This is a genomic window from Acinetobacter sp. YH12106 (assembly GCF_013418995.1).
Classification (GTDB): domain Bacteria; phylum Pseudomonadota; class Gammaproteobacteria; order Pseudomonadales; family Moraxellaceae; genus Acinetobacter; species Acinetobacter pseudolwoffii.
Genome location: NZ_VPAV01000003.1, coordinates 70,832 through 89,338, shown reverse-complemented (window position 1 = coordinate 89,338; position 18,507 = coordinate 70,832). Strand labels below are relative to the sequence as shown.

Sequence of the window (18,507 nt, the reverse complement as noted above, 5' to 3'; positions counted from 1 at the left end):
CATTTTAATTTTTACGCTGAAGTAAAAACTGGGTGATAGAGATCAGCTCTGCCGCCTGATCATCAAAATGAGCAAGTGCGGCTAAGGCCTGATCATGCAATTGCTGTGCATAGGCTTTGGCCTGTTCCAGCCCCATCAAGGCAGGATATGTCGATTTTTCTACCTGCTCATCCTTGCCAGCTGTTTTACCCAACACTTCGGTATCAGAAATAATATCCAGAATATCGTCCTGCACCTGGAAGGCCAGACCAATCGCCTGTCCAAACTCACGCAGCTTTGGAATCGCCAGATCTGTACCTTCAAAGATTGTGACCGCCGCCATCATAATCGCAGCACTCATCAAGGCACCGGTTTTATTACGATGAATGGTTTCTAATACTTCCTGATCAATTTTTTTGCCTTCGGACTGCAAATCCAACACCTGACCATTGACCATTTTCGAAGAGGCTGTGGCCAGAATCTGCATTTGTTTTAGCACAATCGAAGCATCTACCGCAGGGCCTTGATCAAACAGACGACTGCCTAAAATTTCAAAGGCCATCGACTGTAGAATATCACCTGCCAAAAGCGCGGTATCTTCACCATAAGCCACATGGCAGGTCGGCTGACCACGGCGCAGCAAATCATTGTCCATACACGGCAGATCATCATGTGCCAGTGAATAACAATGGATAAATTCAATCGCAACCGCCGCACGGCGTACCGCCGCGGTATTCTGATTCGGTTTCAGTGCTGCTGTGGCATAGCATAATGCTGGACGAACACGCTTCCCTCCCAGCATCACGGCATGATGCACCGCCGACTTTAAAGGTTCAGGAATGGCAAAGGCATCTAGGGCTGTCAGTAAATCTTGTTGAATACGATGTTGTGCTTGAGTCAATGCATGGATTGATACGTCAGTAATAGATGACACATTTGCCTCGAATACATAGTCCGGAAGGATGAAAATAACAAGTTTGAGCCACTTGTTCTGATAAGCACTATTGTACCTACAATCGCCTTGAATTTTCAGCTTTATCTGTGGATTGATTTAAAGCAGCAATAGATATCAAAATATGTTCCGCCGATAAAACCACTGCCGCGACAGCGCTACTGTCCCAGAGTGGAAGTGCTTGGATTTATCAAGTGCCTGTGGCAGGGATGCCACACATTACCCATCACCACAGGACGTGGTGTATGGGCAATAAGAGACTTTTGCCTACTTTGGGTCTTTCCAAAGTAGGATTTTACCTGCACAAATCCATTTAAATTTTTAAAGGAAAAATGAGACTAGACAATATCTACCTCTAAATATAAACAAGTTTAGATATTTAAACGTATTCTCTGATAGCTTTTATTACTTCCTACCATGCCAACGATAGCTGAGTCAAAATTTTGGCCAGTAATGGTCACAACAGTAATTTTCTCAGGCTAAATAATGGGTAGGTAAATCAAACTAGAGCAAAACATCTTCAGGAACGCGTACCCAACCTTCCATCAACACACGTGCACTGCGACTCATGATGGCTTTTTTCACTTTCCACTCTCCATTTTCCTGACTTGCTTGTGCGCCTACTCTTAAAGTCCCCGAAGGATGGCCAAAACGCACGGCTTCACGCTCTACACCGCCTGCCACCCGATTCACCAGAGTCCCCGGAATGGCTGCCGCCGTACCAATTGCCACCGCAGCTGTGCCCATCATGGCATGATGCAGTTTCCCCATAGACAAGGCACGAACCAGAATATCGGCATCTGCTTCGGCAACCACCTTGCCACTTGATGAGGTATAAGTTTTGGATGGCGCTACAAAAGCGATTTTTGGGGTGTGCTGACGGTTAGCTGCTTCGCTAATGTCCTGAATCAATCCCATCTGCTTCGCAGCATAAGCACGAATGGTTTCAAACTTTGCCAGCGCTGCCGCATCATTATTCATATGATCCTGAAGCTCGGTGCCGTTATAACCCAAATCTCCCGCATTCAAAAACACGGTGGGAATGCCGGCATTAATCATGGTGACTTCAAAACTGCCAATATTGGGAACTTCCAGCGTATCGACCAGATTGCCTGTCGGAAACATCGAACCGCCTTCGCCATCATCATCGGCAGGATCTAAAAACTCGATCTGTACTTCGGCTGCCGGAAAAGTCACGCCATCCAGTTCAAAATCGCCCAACTCCTGAACTTGACCATTTCGCATTGGCACATGCGCAATAATGGTTTTTTGAATATTGGCCTGCCAGATGCGGACTGTACACAGCCCATTTTCCGGAATACGTGATCTATCAATCAGAGCATTAGAAATGGCAAAAGCTCCCACTGCTGCGGTGAGATTACCGCAATTACCACTCCAGTCCACAAAAGGACGGTCAATTGCCACCTGACCAAATAAATAATCTACATCATGATCGGCCTGCTGGCTTTTTGACAGAATCACAGTCTTGCTGGTACTGGAACTGGCGCCGCCCATACCATCGATCTGTTTAGCATAAGGATCTGGGCTACCAATCACGCGTAGCAGAAGCTGATCACGAATCCGGCCGGCCTGTTGTGCTTCTGCGGGCAAATCATCCAGCTTAAAAAAAACGCCTTTACTGGTGCCTCCACGCATATAGGTTGCAGGAATCTTGATTTGGGCTGCAAAACTCATGAATTGTTTCATCCTTTGGCTTGTCTTTGTTTTGGTAAAAGTTATGGAATACTTATGAGAAGAGTATAATCGCTTTAAAGCCAAGGAAGTTCAGTGCTCCGACCTAAGTATAAAAAATCAGCATTCGTATCAGAGCAAAAAAACAGGAAACTCATCAGTTACAATGTCAATAAAATTAATATATTGATTCAGTTATCTTTTATTTAATTTATTTTTATAATTTTTTATTATAAATCTGATAATAATATTTCATTCAAAGTCTTGCACTAGGTTTCTGAACTTTGTTCCATTACAATCTTTATACTTATTTTTTCCATTGTCGGGCTGAACACTTTGAATAACGAGTCTTCACAACTTCAGCGTGGCTTAAAGAACCGTCATATTCAGTTGATCGCCATGGGCGGTGCAATTGGCACAGGCTTATTCTTAGGTTCCGCACAGGTGATCCAATCTGCGGGTCCTTCTATTATTTTGGGCTATGCCATTGGTGGCTTGATTGCATTTTTAATCATGCGTCAATTGGGTGAGATGATTGTTCATGAACCTGTCGCAGGTTCATTCAGCCATTTTGCTTATAAATACTGGGGCAAGTTCCCCGGTTTCCTTGCGGGCTGGAACTACTGGATTTTATATATCCTGGTGGCCATGACCGAACTTACTGCCGTTGCGAAATATATTAACTATTGGTGGCCTTTTATTCCAGCTTGGGCATCGGTACTGTTTTTCTTTATCGTGATTACCCTGGTCAACCTCGGCAATGTGAAATTCTACGGTGAATCAGAATTCTGGCTTTCAATCATTAAAGTGACTGCGGTTATCTCGATGATTGTCTTCGGTTTATATCTAATCTTGACTGCAGATGCTTCCTCGACTGCGTCTTTCAGTAATTTATGGACAGCGGGCGGTTTCTTCCCGAATGGCTTTGAAGGTCTGTTCTATATGCTGGCCTTCCTCATGTTCGCCTTTGGCGGGATTGAGCTGATTGGTATGGCTGCGGCAGAAGCTGAAAATCCAGAAAAGACTATTCCGAAAGCGATTAACCAGGTTGTGTTCCGTATCCTGATTTTCTATGTCGGTGCATTAACAATCTTGTTATCACTTGTGCCTTGGAATCAGCTGGAACTCGGTGGTCTGGATAAGAGTCCATTCGTGATGATCTTTAGCCAACTAGGGATTGATTGGGCAGCACATTTGCTGAACTTCATTATTTTAACTGCTGCACTGTCTGTATATAACAGCGGTATGTATGCCAATAGCCGTATGCTGTTCGGTCTGGCTAAACAAGGTAATGCACCGAAGCTTTTCCTGAAAGTAAATAAACAAGGTACACCAATTCCAGCAGTACTCTTCTCTGCTGTATTGATCTTTGGCTGTGTATTATTGAACTACTTTGTACCGGAAGATGCTTTAAGCCACCTGATCTATGTAGTTGTTGGCGCTCTAGTGTTGAACTGGGCCATGATTTCACTAACCCATTTCAAGTTTATTCAAGCAATGAAAAAAATGGGTGAAAAAACGAAGTTTCCAGCACTCTGGTCTCCAGCAGGTAACGTGCTTGTACTGGGCTTTATTGCGACAATTCTTTATATCATGTGGACTCAGGGCTTCCAGGAATCAGTATATATGCTTCCGATTTGGGTAGTAGTGATGTTTGTTTTGTTTAAACTTCTACAGTCTAAAAATTGATTAAAAGCGTTTTAATTGATGATTTTTTAAAGTTATTGCTTCGGCAATAACTTTTTTTTTCGTCCTTTTTGGAGTAGATTAGGGATCGTTTTGCGCCCTTAGCTTAACTGGATAGAGCAGTTGCCTCCTAAGCGACCGACGTGGGTTCGAGTCCCGCAGGGCGCACCACCCCAATAACAGAATATAAAACATTTTAGTTAAAAGACATTTATATTCAATCATATATAATAAAAACATAGAAGAATATAGGTAAATATATAAGGATATAGTTGCAAAATATAAGGATATGATTGAGGATATATATAGTTCTACTCAATATGTATCCTTATTTGATCATGGCCAAAAAGACTATTCCGCTATCTGACTCCAAGTGCACTGGGGCAAAACCACAGGAAAAAGACTACTCCCTATATGATGGTCATGGCCTTATTTTGTTCATTCGAAAGAGTGGTTCAAAGGTATGGCGATTTAAATATAAAAGGGCCAATGGTAAAGATGGATTGATGACTTTAGGCAACTTCCCTGCATTAAGCTTAAAAGCGGCCAGAGAAAAACGCCGTGAATTAGAAGAACTAATAGCTAATGGCATAGATCCAATTGAATACAGCGAAGTAAAAAAAGCTAAATTGAATAATGCATATAGTTTTGAGGTTATAGCTCGAGACTGGCATAAGGAATATAGCAATACTGGTCGCTGGATTGCACATACAGCCGAAAGAGCATTAAAGAACTTAGAAGACTATGTTTTCCCCATCATCGGGCAACAGTCGATAGATGCAGTGAAACCTAGAGACCTGGTTAAGGTTTTACGCTCTATTGAAGAATCTGGATATGCTGAAGTATTAAAGAAAACTCGCCAAAGATTTAGCAGCATATTTTCTTATGCGATATCACGCGGCCTCATAGAAGAAAATCCTGCTTACTTTCTAAAAGATGTTTTTGTAAAAACAAAGAAATCCAAACATCACCCTCAGCTGCCATTAGAGCAACTGCCTGAACTCTTGCAAAAATTAGAAAATGACAAGGGCTACCCTATAACGAAATTATGTACGGCGTTTGCTCTTCATACCTTTGTACGTTCCAGTGAATTCCGTTTTGCACGTTGGAGTGAGTTTGATCTTCAAAAAGGTATATGGACCATCCCAGGAGAAAGAGAGTTCATTCCGGGACAAAAATTTTCTAATCGCGGTGCCAAAATGAAGATGGATCATTTGATTCCACTATCCCCCCAGGTTGTCGATATTCTGAGAGAAATCCATACGTACAGTGGCATTACTAAAAATGTCTTCCCAAAAAATGGCGACCCACAAGGATTTATTAGTGAATCTACTATCAACAAGACACTACGCCGTATCGGCTATGACACTAATAAAGATATATGCGGACATGGATTCAGGGGCATGGCTTGTTCTGCGTTGGTGCAAAGCACCTTATTTCAAAAAGAAGCGGTAGAGAAGCAAATGAGTCACCAAGAGCGTGATCAAGTACGTCTTGCTTACACTCACCAAGCCGAATATTTAGAGGAACGTAAAGCTATGCTCAACTGGTGGAGCGACTATCTAGAAGCTAACCTAGTTGGGTATATCAGCCCGTATGACTTTACTCAGCAATTACTTAATGATGATGTAATCAATTTCAAATTTGCAAAACTGGCGAAATAACCGGTTTTAACAGTTTGCTAAGCCTAGGTTGATCCCCGAACATCAGAGACCCAATCTGACCGGCTTAGCTCCTATCCTATTGGGCGTGCCGTGGGAGGCAAAAATGCAAGATAATTTAAAATCGAAATGGAATACTAAGTTACTTCCATTATTAATGGAGCAAGACGAAGTTTCACTTTACGATATTGTGAAATTAATATCGACAGAATACATTTCAGCAATTAAATATTTAGCCGATTTTTTAGATTACTTTATCTATCAGCCAGATAATTCATTAACTCAAGAGCAAAATAATCTTGTTTTAAAATTTATCGAAACTCTTGCAAATCCCTATAATTTTAAAGATGATAGCTCAAAATCAATTAAAGCTTTTCACAAGTTTAACATCAAAGAAAATTTAAGCTCTGAAAATTATACAGCACTACATGGGGTTTATTGGGCTAAAGCAAATCTAATTGAATTATTTGTTGGACAGGATTCATCAATACACGAGTTTGAAAGTTGCTTCATATTTGGAAAGAATCCCACAGTTACCGCATACACCCCAACTTATTTCTTCCAAGATCAATTTTCTTATTTTGAGGCTGCCTGTCTTATAGTGGGATGCGTAGATGCAATTGAAGCCAAGAATCTATATGAAAACGATGCGGATCGCTTTCATAGAGAAAGCCCACAATTTAGAAGTTGCTTTAATTTGCTTAAAAAGGCCAAAGAGGCATCTTTATTACCAGCAGATGTCATCCCAACAAAGGTGCTCAAAGAATATCTAAAACCTAAGTTTCATATCCCTGGGTATACTGATCGTGAAATAATTGAATCACAAACATCTTACGCTTCCCCGCCTACACACCCATCAATTAATCCGACACACCCTCATTTTGCACCCGAACTTGAACTGGCGATTAAAGTTTGGGAGAAGAAATATTTAGAGAACTATTCAACAAAATATGAAGACCACTCACCAGCAATCAAGCAAATTTTAGAAGAGATGGGATATACAAATAATCGCCTCATTCAAAGAATTACCGTCATAACAAATAATAAAAAGCTATAAATTTCATAAATATAAAATAAGTGTCACCTCAGGTGTCACCTCAGGTGACAGTAAATATTTTAATATTGTCACTTGTATGACACCAAACTTCATTTGCTTAGATATAGCCATATTCATCTAAATATGGTTGTATTTATGCTTCAAGCAACTCCTATTCGAATTCAATTCAGTACTGCATGCAAGCTACTTGATGTGACCCGTGAATCACTTCGACACACTATTCGCAGAGACCCTTCATTCCCTCGCCCATTAAAAATGGGTACATCAAAACAATCCCCAGTTTTCTTTGATTATCAAGAGCTTGTTGAGTGGCATAACAGTAAGAAAGAAGCTGCAACAGCTGAAATGGAGGCATAATTATGAATGCTTCCAATCTTTTATTAACAGCTCATCAAATGCTGAGCCTTGATATAGCCGAGCTTGTCCAGTCTGAATTACGGGCCGTTAATTTATCTATTGAACGACTTGCTAAACGTGGAGTTATTCAACTTCCACCACTGATGAAAGTTGAAAATAAACAGTTAGTTAGCCCTAATAGATTTTCAAATGTATACGTATTTTCAGGTGAACAAGGAAAGCTCGACTCAATCACAGTTGTTGCTCAACTTTGTCCAGAGTTCACTGCCGCCATAGTAAAACGTTGGTATGAGCTTGAGCAGCAGACTCCAGCATTCGATATCAGCAATCCCCAGCATCTCCTACAAGCGATTGAAGTCCAGGCAAAACAGAATTTACAGCTGACCTCAGAAAACCAAACATTATCCAAAGCAATAGAAACGATTACCCACACTGAATACGGCGTTAAATTCCAACAGGCTTGCAAAATCCTAAATGTGAAGCAGCAAGAACTAGCTGAATGGCTTCGTAAGCATAACTGGGACCGATATTTGAATAACTCCAGAGCCTCGACTTACTACTCTGAAAGCCGCGGCTACTGTGAAACTAAATACTCACTTAAAGAAGGCGTAAAAGCTTCTGGCCAGCCATATAGCTATACACAGACTGAGTTCTTCATATTGCCCAAAGGCATGCAGATCTTAGCTAAAAGGTTTGGGGAGCGACCATGAGATTTAAAATTATTTTTTTAATAGCACTTCTCAAACTAAAGCGATTCGGCTATATTGATCGTGTTCAGTGCAAAATCACTGAATCAGTTTTGACAGGCTGCAATGTAAAAGGCGCATATAGTCCGCTTCGGGCTTTTTTTATGCGTAATTTCTCTATGCGTCCGCATCGTTATGTGGAGCTTGGGAGGGACACTTTCGAGTGTGCCGGTTACCTTTTACGCCGGCCTGTCAACCCTTTCAAGCTTCACACCAATCATTTGACAGTGATTTGTGAAGCTCCTAGCTTAGTAAAAGGAGCGCATTCATCATGAACGCTAAAGTACAAATTCAATTTTCAGAACACTCAATTCCTTTTTACAGTGCCGCAGATATTATCAGTGCTTACTCACTTGCATCTGAAACTGCCACACAGCTTCGAACTTTGGCTAATCAGATCAGCAAAGCAACGGCTTTCGTTAAAACATTTGTACAAGAAAGTGAAAGAGCCGACCCTTCTATTTTTGCTGAACTAGAAAATCTAATAATAATTTCCCAGCAGCTTGCCGATAGCCAGGCAGACACTTACATGCGTGAACTTAACAGACATACGCATAAGCCTGATGATCAGTACAGTGCTGGGGATCTGTTCGATGCTTACTCTCTTACTCATGAAAATACATCATGGCTTGAGACGATGTTTTATCAAGTTAAAGATGAAGTCGAAGTAGTAAAAGAAGCCATCAAACAAGGTACTCATGGCGCCGTCTTTGGGACTCTTGAGCACTTAATTCATATTGCTGCTTATTTAGCAGAGAGTCATAGCAACACTTTCGATGTTGAACGCGAAAAGTATGAAGCAGAATGGGAGGCTACTAAAAATGGATAAGCCTTCTATTTCATCAAAACAAACTCAAGAACAGCCAGAACCTGTTGTCGAGCAGACAACACCGTCCCCATCTGCTGCATATGTTGAATCAGTACGTATTACTCCAGAACGTCTTTGGAATACGGTACTGAAAAACTACCATCAGCAAGGAGGGCCTAGTGAGCATTGATGCAACACGCTGGGCTTGGACTGCTCCGGTAAATAACTCATCACAACGTCTCGTTCTGCTTTCATTAGCAGATCGAGCTGGTGAAGAACATACAGCTTGGCCAAGTATGGAAAGATTAGCATCGGATACGGTGTTAAACCTTAAAACTGTTAAAAAAGTAGTCACTGAATTAATAGAACTTGGCCTAATTTTAGATACTGGAAAAAGAACGGGACCTACTGGGCGAGTTCGAATTTTAGAATTAGTTGGGGTTCAATCGAGAGAACAAACTAAAAATTGGGCTCATTCAAACAAACCCAATATTGGGTCTATTAAGGATAATAACGAACCCAAAAATGGGACTATTAAACAGACCCAAAAACGGGGTTATTCACCTGATCTAATGAACCCAATTTTGGATGGTAACGAACCCAAAAACGGTACTTTGAATGAACCCATTATTGGGTCGCTGAATCTACCAATGAATCTACCAATGAATCTCTCTCAAGAACATGACTGGATTCCTAATGTGGATCAGTTGGTAACAAAGATAAAGATGGCAGGTCATGGCAACAATATAGACCTAATCTTTGGCCTACCTAGCTTTGAATTCGAGCTGAGTGCATTCAACTCTTATTTTGATAACAGCGGACTATCTGACAGTAAAAAACTTCATAAGTTCACGGCTTGGATCGTAGACAAGTTTGATCGCTACAAAAAGCAGAATCCTGAATATGGCATTCAGTCTCCGACCGGACAGCAAGCTAATACTGCTCAACCATTTCTTAATTTACCGACTAAGCCTAAGAGCCTATTAGGAGGTACTCAATGAATACACCTATTCATAATCTACAAATTGAACAAGCTGTGCTTGCTGCACTGATGACAGTCTCAAATTCATACAATCGAGTTGAAAATTTACTGACTGAAGAGGATTTCTACGCTACACGCCACAAGCTGATTTTTCAGGCCATAGTAGATCTTGATTCTAAAAATTCACCATATGACGCCGTCTTAGTTAATCAGTGGTTAGAAATGCGTAACTATTCTGAAGCTGCCGGTGGCGAGCAATACATCATGCAGATTCTGGGCGATGCGCCGTCAAGTTTTTACAATCTGGTGTCTTATGCTGAGAAATTGAAGGATCTTACGACATGCAGGCAAGTTGAAGCTGAAGCAATGAAAGTGATTAATCATGCTCGGAACTTAACGGTGAGCCGTGGTGAACTAGTCCAGAATGCACAAGCTGCTTTCGCCGATCTGAATACTGAATCAGGAAGTGAATCTCTCTTTCATATTCATGATGCTGCTGCTAATACCTTTCATGAGATGCACCGTAAGATTGAAGCTGCAATTGCTGGTAATTCGATGATCAAAGGAATCCAGACTGGCATCTATGACCTCGACAAGAAACTAGGCGATGTTGAACCTGGTTGCCTAATGGTGGTGGCTGCACGGCCAGCAATGGGTAAGACGACTATGCTTCAGCTCATTGCAAATAATGTAGCAGTGATACAGAAAAAGCCGGCCCTCATCATGTCAGGAGAAATGCCCAAAGAACAGATCGCCATGCGTCTCTGTTGCGCGATTGCACCAGCAGATATTGGAGTAGTGCGTAATTCCCCACACCTATTACCTAAAAATGAATTTACGGCGTATACAGACGCCGTGGTGATGCTGAAAGAAGTACCAATGCAGATCAATGATACTTCCCGTCCATCTATTGCAAATATCAGGGAGTCTATTCGTAAAGTAAAACATCAGTATGGCTCTGTTGGTGTGGTCCTTGTTGATTACCTTCAGATTATGAAGACAACAAAGCAATTCGCCCGGGAGGATTTAAAGATTGCTTATTTTACCGGTGAGCTGAAAGCCATGGCCAAAGAGTTTGATTGCGTCATTGTTCTTTTATCTCAGCTCAATCGTGAGTTAGAGAAACGACCAAATAAAAGACCTATGATGTCAGATCTACGTGAGTCTGGAGCGATTGAACAAGATGCTGATCAAATCATTTTCCTATATCGAGATGAAATTTATAACAAGGAGTCTCAATACAAAGGGATTGCTGAAGCTATTGTTGGGAAAAACAGACACGGCGAAGCTGGTACTGCGTACATGCATGCCCAGCTGAAGTACTGCCAATTCACCAATCTAGATCATGATGCGCTTAATCAAATCCAGGGGAATACAATATGATGTTTATTCAAGGTGATCGCGTAGATTCTACTGCATCAGGTAAATCATTGACCGAAAGATTCAAAAACTTAAGAACTAAAAAAAAGGTAAAGGAGTTCATCGTTAAACGCCGTGGCTATAAACGTCCAGACTTCAACCGCATAATTCTAGATCTTAGCCGTCTCGGTTGGACACATGAAAAAATAGCCTTTGTATTGCCTGTCTCTGGTGCTTCTACAGTTAGCGAATGGGCACGAGGGAGCATACCCAATTATGAAAATGGCGAAGCACTTATTGAGCTATGGCGAGCTGAAACGGGTATTAGCCGCGAACCTCGTGAAGGTGAATGGGGAACGTATCAATATAAGATTGGACAGCTGGATCTTCTCTGATACCGCTTTAATTAAAGCATTTCATCAAATTTAATAATGACTTTTCTTATGTAACGAGTCATTAAATTATACGAACCACCCAATTCTCATACATGAAAACACACTGTTTTCATGTATGTAATCTATAGTTTTTATGCTGTGTAACGCACAGTTTTTATGCTGTGTAACGCACAGTTTTTATGCTGTGTAACGCACAGTTTTTTGCTCTGTAACGCACGGTTTTTTGGCATGTAACAGAGGTGAATTTCATCAATTTTTGTTTGAAACGCACATTTTGGGGCTGTGTAACGGTAGACATGAGTAAAATTTAATCTATGTATTCAAGAATTATTAATCAGTCTGTTATTTAGCTACTATTCTCATGGGCTGAAAGTCATCAATATGAACTTTTTTAGCCTTTAGCAAATCCTCTCTTTTACCATCTATAACCAAGACGGCGCGCTTAACCTGAACTGTCCAAGTACGATCTGCTCCACACATTGTTTCCGATTCAAGAAAAATATTTCCAAATGCTTTACCTTGAAGGTTTTGTATATCGCCGTAGGTTATTACATTCTCAGAAGTCCCTTGCACTCTACCGGCTTTATCCTTTGCCACCAGGTCTAAATACAGTTTGTCATAGGTCCCAAGAAAATCATGGATCGTCACATCCACCACGGCGGAACAGATCCCTGAGTTCACATAGCTGGTCTTGGAATGCTGAAGTGTAATTGGGGTAGCCAAAGCCACTGAGCTTATAAGACTCATTAGAGAGAAAGCTATTATCTTCTTCATGATGTGAAATTCCTTTTTCTACTAAAATTATGTATGCGGTGTTATCAGAGGCTGTATTTCAAGTGAGTCAAGCAAGCCACTTTCTCTTTCCCAGGTATCGACAGCTTTGATCCCGTAACGACTACTGGAACGTCCATGCGCTTTAATCACTGGTTCAGGAAAGTTCTTTTTATTTCGCCAGCTGATCAAAGTACCTTTAGTAATTCCATAGCGCTTTAATAACTCAGGTGTTGAGATATATAAGGTCATCAATTATTCCTCAAAGTGTAGTCATACTAATCAAGCTATTCAGCAATAACTGCAACTTTGAATTGTATTTCACATTCATTCTTCACATGTTCTTAGTGGGAATGTATAGCTGTAAAGTTCCATAAAATCACTATTAATCACTTTAAAGGAAAAATGAGTGCCATTTACCCTATAAACTTGAGAAGTGCCAATAGCTGAGGAACAAGCGTAATTTCTAATTAATTGACTAAACTTTTCCAAATCTATTTTTTCCGATAAATCCTTTTTAGTTTCAATATCTCTTAGCGCATAAGTCTGAGAAATTAAAGGTCTGCTTAACACCATGGTTAATAGCTCTGTATCAGCATCAACTTTTCTAGGTAACGTCGAAACTACTTCATTGGTGATTTGACGAGTAAGATCGTTAAAGCTATCAATATCAATAATTTCATATTTCTCATTGATTATCTTGGCATTGATTAACGAGCGATCAAATCCATTTTCTGCTAAAGCTACTGTTGAATACCCTAAAAGTAATATGGGTAAAACTCTACCAATCATATTTCCCCCTTAATTGTCTCATCACATCATTTGATGTTGAATTTTGGCTATTTATAAATATCAATACAACATAGTAATCTAAAAATTAAAAAAGGAGCCGAAGCTCCTAATTTTATTCTTCTGATAAATCCCACCAGTAACTATTACCTAAGTTCTCCAGGCGCTGCTGTGTTCTCGGTAAATAATCAGGATCAATCATATTCTGCATTTTGGAATACAGCATTCGATCTACGACCAGCTTACTGTACCAAAGATTCTGCAATGGAATATTACTCTTCAGGGTATTGGCCACCTCCATCATCCGGGTAGATTCTTTCCCCTCAATGATGTTGTTGCCCATACCTGTTAGCAGCATACCCAACTTCATGCTTTGGCCTAATAATGGGCCACTGATAAAGTCTGATGCACTTCGACCGGTTGGATCTGAAAGTGCAGACATGATGTCCCCCAGGAAGGAAAGCCCGCCACCTTTAAGAAGTGACTTACCAAAGAAGTCGATCGTGAATACAGGTTCTGGATTCTTACCATTGGCCAAGTTCTGGGTCTGAACGATCAATGCACCTGCTAAAGTTTGATAAGCCAGTAGCGAAGCCAGGAACGTCACTCTGCTCTTAATATCTCCCTGGGCAAAGGCACGATGACCAATACGGAACATATAAGCCAATGGGAAGCCTTTAAACTGGAATAAGGTACGACCCAATTCCCCTTGGATAGTTCCGGCTTCACCTAAGTTAATGATGCTGCGCTCACGTACACCGGCCTCAATGATAGCGACTGACTCCTCATTGAAGATATGAGTCTGATACTTCATTGCAGCCTTATAGCGGAAGTCAGCAATGGCGTTCGCACTATCCTGCTTGTCCAATGGCAAAAACTGCTTAATCACATCATCTGGTGCATTAAAAAAATCATTCTGCGAAAGTACCGCCGTCCCATCTTCACGTTTACTTGGCTCCAACTGCTGCCATAACTGCCAATCACGTTCGGTAATACCGTTCCCCTGTAGGATCTTAAGATCATCCGCACCAAGATCCTTCCAATCCGTTTTACGGGTCATTTCAGCAAGCTTATTCATATGCACCAGATTAAGCGCTCGTTTAGCACTGGCTGTCACGGCATTTAATCCTGACACTTTCATAGTCATTGCAGCAAAGGCCTGCATACGCGCATTAAAGCGGCCTGATTTAGTGGCACTACTCACCACATCAGCATCTCCAAAGCGAGACATACCGCCTACCATCTCAGTGATACCAAGCCCAAAACGTAGGGCTTCATCACGTGTAGCACCCTGTTTCAGTTGCTTCATGTATTCAGGGAGGATGGATTTGGTATAAGACAGGCCCAGCATATTAGCCACTTTCTTCATGCTGGCATGATCACCAAAGGTTGTTAATGTGGTGCCACCTAATTTAGATGAAACCATTAGGGCACGCAGACCACCCATAACATTTCCCAGTGTTGAATCAATCGCCCGGGTATTGGCATCCAGGGTGTTATACATCGACATGGCTCGATGAGCCTGCTTATCAATTTCGCCATGTTTCAATCCATTCTGTGGATCTGCTTTCAGTTTGATCTTGGCTTCATCCAATAGAGATTCAAACGTATGACGAGGATTGGATCCAAGGTTCTGCATCATTGCCACTTCCGTACTCATGCGCTGAGTATGGTTTTTCAGAATTTCATGAAACCCTGCTTCATCATAAGTTCCATATTTCTTCTGATACGCCAGCCACGCGTCACCATCCTTGAAATGCAAAGCACGTGATTCCTGGTGACGATTTGCCATCTTTGAACGACCACCTACAGGTGATGCACCTGCTTTGGCCTGTTTATTCAGTATCAGTAAGTCTTTGTTGGCGCCGTTGGTTGAGATAGTTTTATAAATCTCCTCGAGCATGGATTTAATCTCCAGCTCATCCATCAACTCACCAGTCTCTTTGAAATACTGATTACGATCCAAGCCAGCCAAGGCATCATTCACCCATTCAGCTTGATCTGTTAAGGCCACCTTCTTTTGATCATGCGAAGTCATAAAGCCGAAATTATCGAGCTTTTTGATATTCCCTCCAGCCCGATTGAAGGCTAAACGCATCTCCTCCAAAACGGCGCTTACCTCTTTGGCCATAGCCGTAATTTCTGGATTATCAGACTTACCACCAAACATGACCCGGATAATGTCATCGGTCATTTCTTTATTGACGGACATACCGAAGCGCTCTTGTGTTTTGGTAAACACATCGGCAACTAAAGACATCCAGCGGCTATGTAAAGATTGGGATAGTTTTTCTATTGACTGGATACCGCTCTGATCAGAGAAATATGCAATCTTCCGCATTAATACCTGGAGTGGATTTAGTTTAGGATGGTTATAGATTTCATTCTGCACCTGGGCCTTGATAATCGCGTCCCGGGCAATGTTCTGATTATTTTTAGCAATCTGCACGGCGAGATCCGTGGCAGTTTTCTGCGCAATAGCTTCCGCACGCTCAGCATGACTTTTAAAAATCCAGTCTGGATCTGTTCTGGCTAGAGTATTTTGTGCCCGGATATACAGTGATGAAATACGATTACTATCAGCTGCACTTAATTTTCTTTTACCTAATGCCTTTGCAACTTGTTCTCTACATTCAGCTCTCATGCTGCTTCACTCCCAAATCTTAATGCGCAGCTTGCCAATGCTTTCACTGCCTGAATTTCATCTTTTGCGATTTCTTCTTGCTCTTTGACATAGTCCAATAGATCTCGGGATGACATCGTCACAATTTCCTCATCCCCGTTTTCATCCAGACGCGTAAAGGTCACTTCCATATCGGGATCTGCTTCCAGAATTGAAACTGCTTCCCTGCCGTCTGCCGTGTCAGTGAATGCACCGTATTCCCCTTTACTAGACTTGGTTAAGTCCGGTGCACCATCAACCTTAGATTTACCTGGCTTCCAAAACTCCCGTTCCAATGCCTGAGTAGCTTTATGCTGTACCGCAGTTAATTCAGGACTATCGGCTTTACCATTAGCAGGATGGGCAAATAGGTCATTTCCATTACGTGTAGCCTTTACCGGGCTAATGGTGCCATCTTGATTAACTTGGCGCTGGAATGTCGTATTAGAAGTACTATTGTGTAGCTCTTGAATAACTCCCCCATCATCCATTGACCGCTCTCGTTTAAGGTAGTTTTGCGATCTGGTTGGAGTCCAATTATCAACCCCTGCGATAATTGAGTTTTGCTGAATATTTGAATCTGATGTTCTGGTATTGATATCTAAAGTGTTCGATTCTGGACCTGGAAGAATAACGCGTTGTTGTTCTGGCTCAAGCTGGTAAAGATCAGAGTCCAATGTATCCAAATTACGGTTAGCGCTATTACCGGGACCAGATAAATCGACTTGAGGTTCAACATACGGCGTTAGGTAAGCACCACCTTCAGAATACTGATAATGCGCCGTAGCCTTGAGGTATTCCAGATCCTCCTTGGTCAATGGAGAAGATAGGGCTTCAAACTCTTCCTGGAGTGACTTAACACTATGCTCATCTGCACTGAGTACAAAAGGCATTGCTTCAACTTCAGCATCAGATTGGGACTTGTAAGCAGGTGGTGCAGTTATATCAGACTCAAACTGTGGGAACTCTGATTCGCTCCCTCGGACTTCGGTAGGATGTGCTGCACTTTGTGAACCGACATCACCATAAAGTTTAGCTATATCGTTCCAGCGCTTTTCGTATTTGGCCTTTACCTGCCCTACGGTCATACCATTGAATTGATGACTTGAAGTGATACCTTCTGCAATCTGTCTTGCAGTCTTTTTCTGATTGCCTTTACTCCAGCGTGTGGCCACATCAACAAAAAGCTCATTATCCTTAGCCTTTAAAAATGCTGGTCCACCACCCTCACCAAAGAAATGCAGGTAGTAAAGCTCTAGGCCATTCGGATCTCGATTAAAGTGACTACGAAAAACCTTGGAGTTATGTTCGTAGTAGTTCAGGCCCGCTTTAATTTGATCATTGCCATCAAACTTGTTCTTACCTCCCATACGGGCAAAGGTGCTATCCAAAGTCTGGAATAAGCCGGTAGCTGACGATAGTAACTTACCGTTTCTGTCCTTTGGCTGGATTGAAGTGCTGAAGGTGCCACCAGTTTCCAAATGGGAAATGATTAAGGCATCCACTGGATTGATACCCCGTTTAGAGGCTTCCTGGACAATCGTTTTTGTCCACGGTTTTTTATCAAATACAGGGTTAGTCAAGACATCGGCTATTACTGGTGCTTTATGTTCATCAGTATTGATAGCGCTTGGTCTTACGAGGGCCTTCGGTGTACCTGTTATTGGTACCACTGGTGTACTGGTTACGATTGCTTTGGGTGTTCCGCTCACTGGTGCTTTTAAGCTGACCAGCTCATCATTCAATGCACTCTCCATTGCACTATCCAATGCATCAAAGTGTGAATTGGCCTCTTTTGCATTAGTTGGACTAAATGGGTTCGTGCCTTCTGCATGCTCGATGTTGGCCTGAATATGAGCCGCATCATTCATGGTATCTACATTACTATGGTCTTTGATCTGCTCTGGCCGTAAACGCCCTTTGTTCGCCCACAAGTTGAGTAGTAAAGCCATCCCGCCGTTTGCTGCCAATGTGGACGGACTTAATGCATTTTCCTTTAATGCTTCACCGTATTGAGCGACTTTCTTATTTTCATTGTTTTCAAGAAATGAACCTTCAAGATAATCACCAGCTACGCCAGCTCCAGTAGCCAGCGCAGTAGTAGCCACAGCATCAGCCACTACAGATTTAGCAACACCATGGGTAGGAATAGCAAAGCCCAGAGCATCTGTAACCCCTTTAATAGCCCCACCGGTGCGAGCCGTTTTTATATCCGCCCCTTTGTTAAGTAAGTCTGATTTCTCTGCTTCAAAGGTCTGGTACCCGAATAATCCAGAATTCAATGCCAAGCCAGGTACACCGCCTGCACCTAGTGTAGTGACGGCGTTCCAGCCAATACGTGTAAAGTCTTTGGTGAGGCCATAGGTAAACTCACCTATGCCACCTAAATCATCAGGCTTAAAAATCTCGAGGTTTTGCGCTCTTAGAGCTGCTGCTTTCTTGTCACCACGTACTAAAGCATCTGGGGCGGTAGCTGCCTCAATGGTACCCATAGCAACACCGGAAACAGTACCTAATACGCCGTCAGCAAGTCCACCGCGCTCACTTTTAGGTTTAAAGCGAGGGTCGTCCTGATTTAACGTTAATTCATCATCTGCTAAAAAATCCATCT

Annotated in this window: 17 protein-coding genes and 1 tRNA gene; 11 read left to right on the top strand and 7 right to left on the bottom strand. The window is 41.9% G+C overall.

Annotation, left to right across the window (positions count from 1 at the left end):
• Window positions 1-4: 4 nt before the first annotated feature.
• Together FTU45_RS04370 and prpF are read right to left on the bottom strand one after the other, a co-directional pair.
• Window positions 5-913, bottom strand: a complete 909-nt coding sequence (locus FTU45_RS04370; protein ID WP_074383117.1) for a polyprenyl synthetase family protein — start codon at window positions 911-913, stop codon at window positions 5-7.
• 522 nt (window positions 914-1,435) lie between these two features.
• On the bottom strand, window positions 1,436-2,626 hold the full coding sequence (gene prpF / locus FTU45_RS04365) for a 2-methylaconitate cis-trans isomerase PrpF (protein WP_074383118.1): 1,191 nt from the start codon (window positions 2,624-2,626) through the stop codon (window positions 1,436-1,438).
• A gap of 333 nt (window positions 2,627-2,959) precedes the next feature.
• Between prpF and FTU45_RS04360 the strand changes: the two genes are divergently transcribed.
• The 11 genes from FTU45_RS04360 to FTU45_RS04310 all read left to right on the top strand — a co-directional run bounded on the left by FTU45_RS04360 (window position 2,960) and on the right by FTU45_RS04310 (window position 11,674).
• Entirely contained in the window at window positions 2,960-4,312 is a 1,353-nt protein-coding gene (locus tag FTU45_RS04360; protein ID WP_180076002.1) for an amino acid permease, read from the top strand.
• Between the two features lie 92 nt (window positions 4,313-4,404).
• Window positions 4,405-4,480, top strand: a tRNA-Arg gene (locus FTU45_RS04355).
• 167 nt (window positions 4,481-4,647) lie between these two features.
• The gene (locus tag FTU45_RS04350; RefSeq protein ID WP_180076001.1) at window positions 4,648-5,973 is read left to right on the top strand and encodes an integrase arm-type DNA-binding domain-containing protein; all 1,326 of its coding nucleotides are present in this window, start codon (window positions 4,648-4,650) and stop codon (window positions 5,971-5,973) included.
• A 103-nt stretch (window positions 5,974-6,076) separates the two neighbouring features.
• Complete coding sequence (locus tag FTU45_RS04345) at window positions 6,077-7,027, top strand: hypothetical protein (RefSeq protein ID WP_180076000.1); 951 nt, start codon at window positions 6,077-6,079, stop codon at window positions 7,025-7,027.
• Between the two features lie 135 nt (window positions 7,028-7,162).
• Window positions 7,163-7,384: a transcriptional regulator gene (locus tag FTU45_RS04340; RefSeq protein WP_257223948.1), complete on the top strand. Its 222-nt coding sequence runs from the start codon at window positions 7,163-7,165 to the stop codon at window positions 7,382-7,384.
• A 2-nt stretch (window positions 7,385-7,386) separates the two neighbouring features.
• Window positions 7,387-8,094: a phage antirepressor KilAC domain-containing protein gene (locus FTU45_RS04335; RefSeq protein ID WP_180075999.1), complete on the top strand. Its 708-nt coding sequence runs from the start codon at window positions 7,387-7,389 to the stop codon at window positions 8,092-8,094.
• Between the two features lie 307 nt (window positions 8,095-8,401).
• The gene (locus FTU45_RS04330; protein ID WP_180075998.1) at window positions 8,402-8,959 is read left to right on the top strand and encodes a hypothetical protein; all 558 of its coding nucleotides are present in this window, start codon (window positions 8,402-8,404) and stop codon (window positions 8,957-8,959) included.
• Complete coding sequence (locus FTU45_RS04325; protein ID WP_180075997.1) at window positions 8,952-9,128, top strand: hypothetical protein; 177 nt, start codon at window positions 8,952-8,954, stop codon at window positions 9,126-9,128. Before FTU45_RS04330 ends, FTU45_RS04325 begins: the two co-directional genes overlap by 8 nt.
• Window positions 9,118-9,939: a helix-turn-helix domain-containing protein gene (locus FTU45_RS04320; RefSeq protein ID WP_180075996.1), complete on the top strand. Its 822-nt coding sequence runs from the start codon at window positions 9,118-9,120 to the stop codon at window positions 9,937-9,939. The genes FTU45_RS04325 and FTU45_RS04320 overlap by 11 nt, the downstream gene beginning before the upstream one ends.
• Window positions 9,936-11,303, top strand: coding sequence for a replicative DNA helicase (dnaB, locus tag FTU45_RS04315; protein WP_180075995.1), 1,368 nt, complete (start codon window positions 9,936-9,938; stop codon window positions 11,301-11,303). The genes FTU45_RS04320 and dnaB overlap by 4 nt, the downstream gene beginning before the upstream one ends.
• On the top strand, window positions 11,300-11,674 hold the full coding sequence (locus tag FTU45_RS04310; protein ID WP_180075994.1) for a hypothetical protein: 375 nt from the start codon (window positions 11,300-11,302) through the stop codon (window positions 11,672-11,674). Before dnaB ends, FTU45_RS04310 begins: the two co-directional genes overlap by 4 nt.
• A 342-nt stretch (window positions 11,675-12,016) precedes the next feature.
• On the opposite strand, the gene FTU45_RS04305 is transcribed toward FTU45_RS04310, so the two are convergent.
• The 5 genes from FTU45_RS04305 to FTU45_RS04285 all read right to left on the bottom strand — a co-directional run bounded on the left by FTU45_RS04305 (window position 12,017) and on the right by FTU45_RS04285 (window position 18,505).
• A complete protein-coding gene (locus FTU45_RS04305; protein ID WP_180075993.1) occupies window positions 12,017-12,448 on the bottom strand; it encodes a hypothetical protein in 432 nt (143 codons plus the stop codon).
• A gap of 27 nt (window positions 12,449-12,475) precedes the next feature.
• A complete protein-coding gene (locus FTU45_RS04300; RefSeq protein WP_180057964.1) occupies window positions 12,476-12,697 on the bottom strand; it encodes a hypothetical protein in 222 nt (73 codons plus the stop codon).
• A 75-nt stretch (window positions 12,698-12,772) separates the two neighbouring features.
• Window positions 12,773-13,237, bottom strand: a complete 465-nt coding sequence (locus FTU45_RS04295) for a hypothetical protein (RefSeq protein WP_153370311.1) — start codon at window positions 13,235-13,237, stop codon at window positions 12,773-12,775.
• 112 nt (window positions 13,238-13,349) lie between these two features.
• Window positions 13,350-15,878 carry a hypothetical protein gene (locus tag FTU45_RS04290; protein ID WP_180075992.1) on the bottom strand — a complete coding sequence of 843 codons (2,529 nt, stop codon included), beginning with the start codon at window positions 15,876-15,878 and terminating at the stop codon, window positions 13,350-13,352.
• The gene (locus tag FTU45_RS04285; protein ID WP_180075991.1) at window positions 15,875-18,505 is read right to left on the bottom strand and encodes a hypothetical protein; all 2,631 of its coding nucleotides are present in this window, start codon (window positions 18,503-18,505) and stop codon (window positions 15,875-15,877) included. Before FTU45_RS04285 ends, FTU45_RS04290 begins: the two co-directional genes overlap by 4 nt.
• Between the last annotated feature and the right edge of the window lie 2 nt (window positions 18,506-18,507).

Bases quoted from the DNA above. Each gene is read 5' to 3' on its own strand.
- prpF (WP_074383118.1), bottom strand. From the start codon at position 2,626: ATGAGTTTTGCAGCCCAAATCAAGATTCCTGCAACCTATATGCGTGGA.
- FTU45_RS04350 (WP_180076001.1), top strand. From the start codon at position 4,648: ATGGCCAAAAAGACTATTCCGCTATCTGACTCCAAGTGCACTGGGGCA.
- FTU45_RS04345 (WP_180076000.1), top strand. From the start codon at position 6,077: ATGCAAGATAATTTAAAATCGAAATGGAATACTAAGTTACTTCCATTA.
- FTU45_RS04340 (WP_257223948.1), top strand. From the start codon at position 7,163: ATGCTTCAAGCAACTCCTATTCGAATTCAATTCAGTACTGCATGCAAG.
- FTU45_RS04335 (WP_180075999.1), top strand. From the start codon at position 7,387: ATGAATGCTTCCAATCTTTTATTAACAGCTCATCAAATGCTGAGCCTT.
- FTU45_RS04330 (WP_180075998.1), top strand. From the start codon at position 8,402: ATGAACGCTAAAGTACAAATTCAATTTTCAGAACACTCAATTCCTTTT.
- FTU45_RS04325 (WP_180075997.1), top strand. From the start codon at position 8,952: ATGGATAAGCCTTCTATTTCATCAAAACAAACTCAAGAACAGCCAGAA.
- dnaB (WP_180075995.1), top strand. From the start codon at position 9,936: ATGAATACACCTATTCATAATCTACAAATTGAACAAGCTGTGCTTGCT.
- FTU45_RS04310 (WP_180075994.1), top strand. From the start codon at position 11,300: ATGATGTTTATTCAAGGTGATCGCGTAGATTCTACTGCATCAGGTAAA.
- FTU45_RS04305 (WP_180075993.1), bottom strand. From the start codon at position 12,448: ATGAAGAAGATAATAGCTTTCTCTCTAATGAGTCTTATAAGCTCAGTG.
- FTU45_RS04300 (WP_180057964.1), bottom strand. From the start codon at position 12,697: ATGACCTTATATATCTCAACACCTGAGTTATTAAAGCGCTATGGAATT.
- FTU45_RS04295 (WP_153370311.1), bottom strand. From the start codon at position 13,237: ATGATTGGTAGAGTTTTACCCATATTACTTTTAGGGTATTCAACAGTA.
- FTU45_RS04290 (WP_180075992.1), bottom strand. From the start codon at position 15,878: ATGAGAGCTGAATGTAGAGAACAAGTTGCAAAGGCATTAGGTAAAAGA.
- FTU45_RS04285 (WP_180075991.1), bottom strand. From the start codon at position 18,505: ATGGATTTTTTAGCAGATGATGAATTAACGTTAAATCAGGACGACCCT.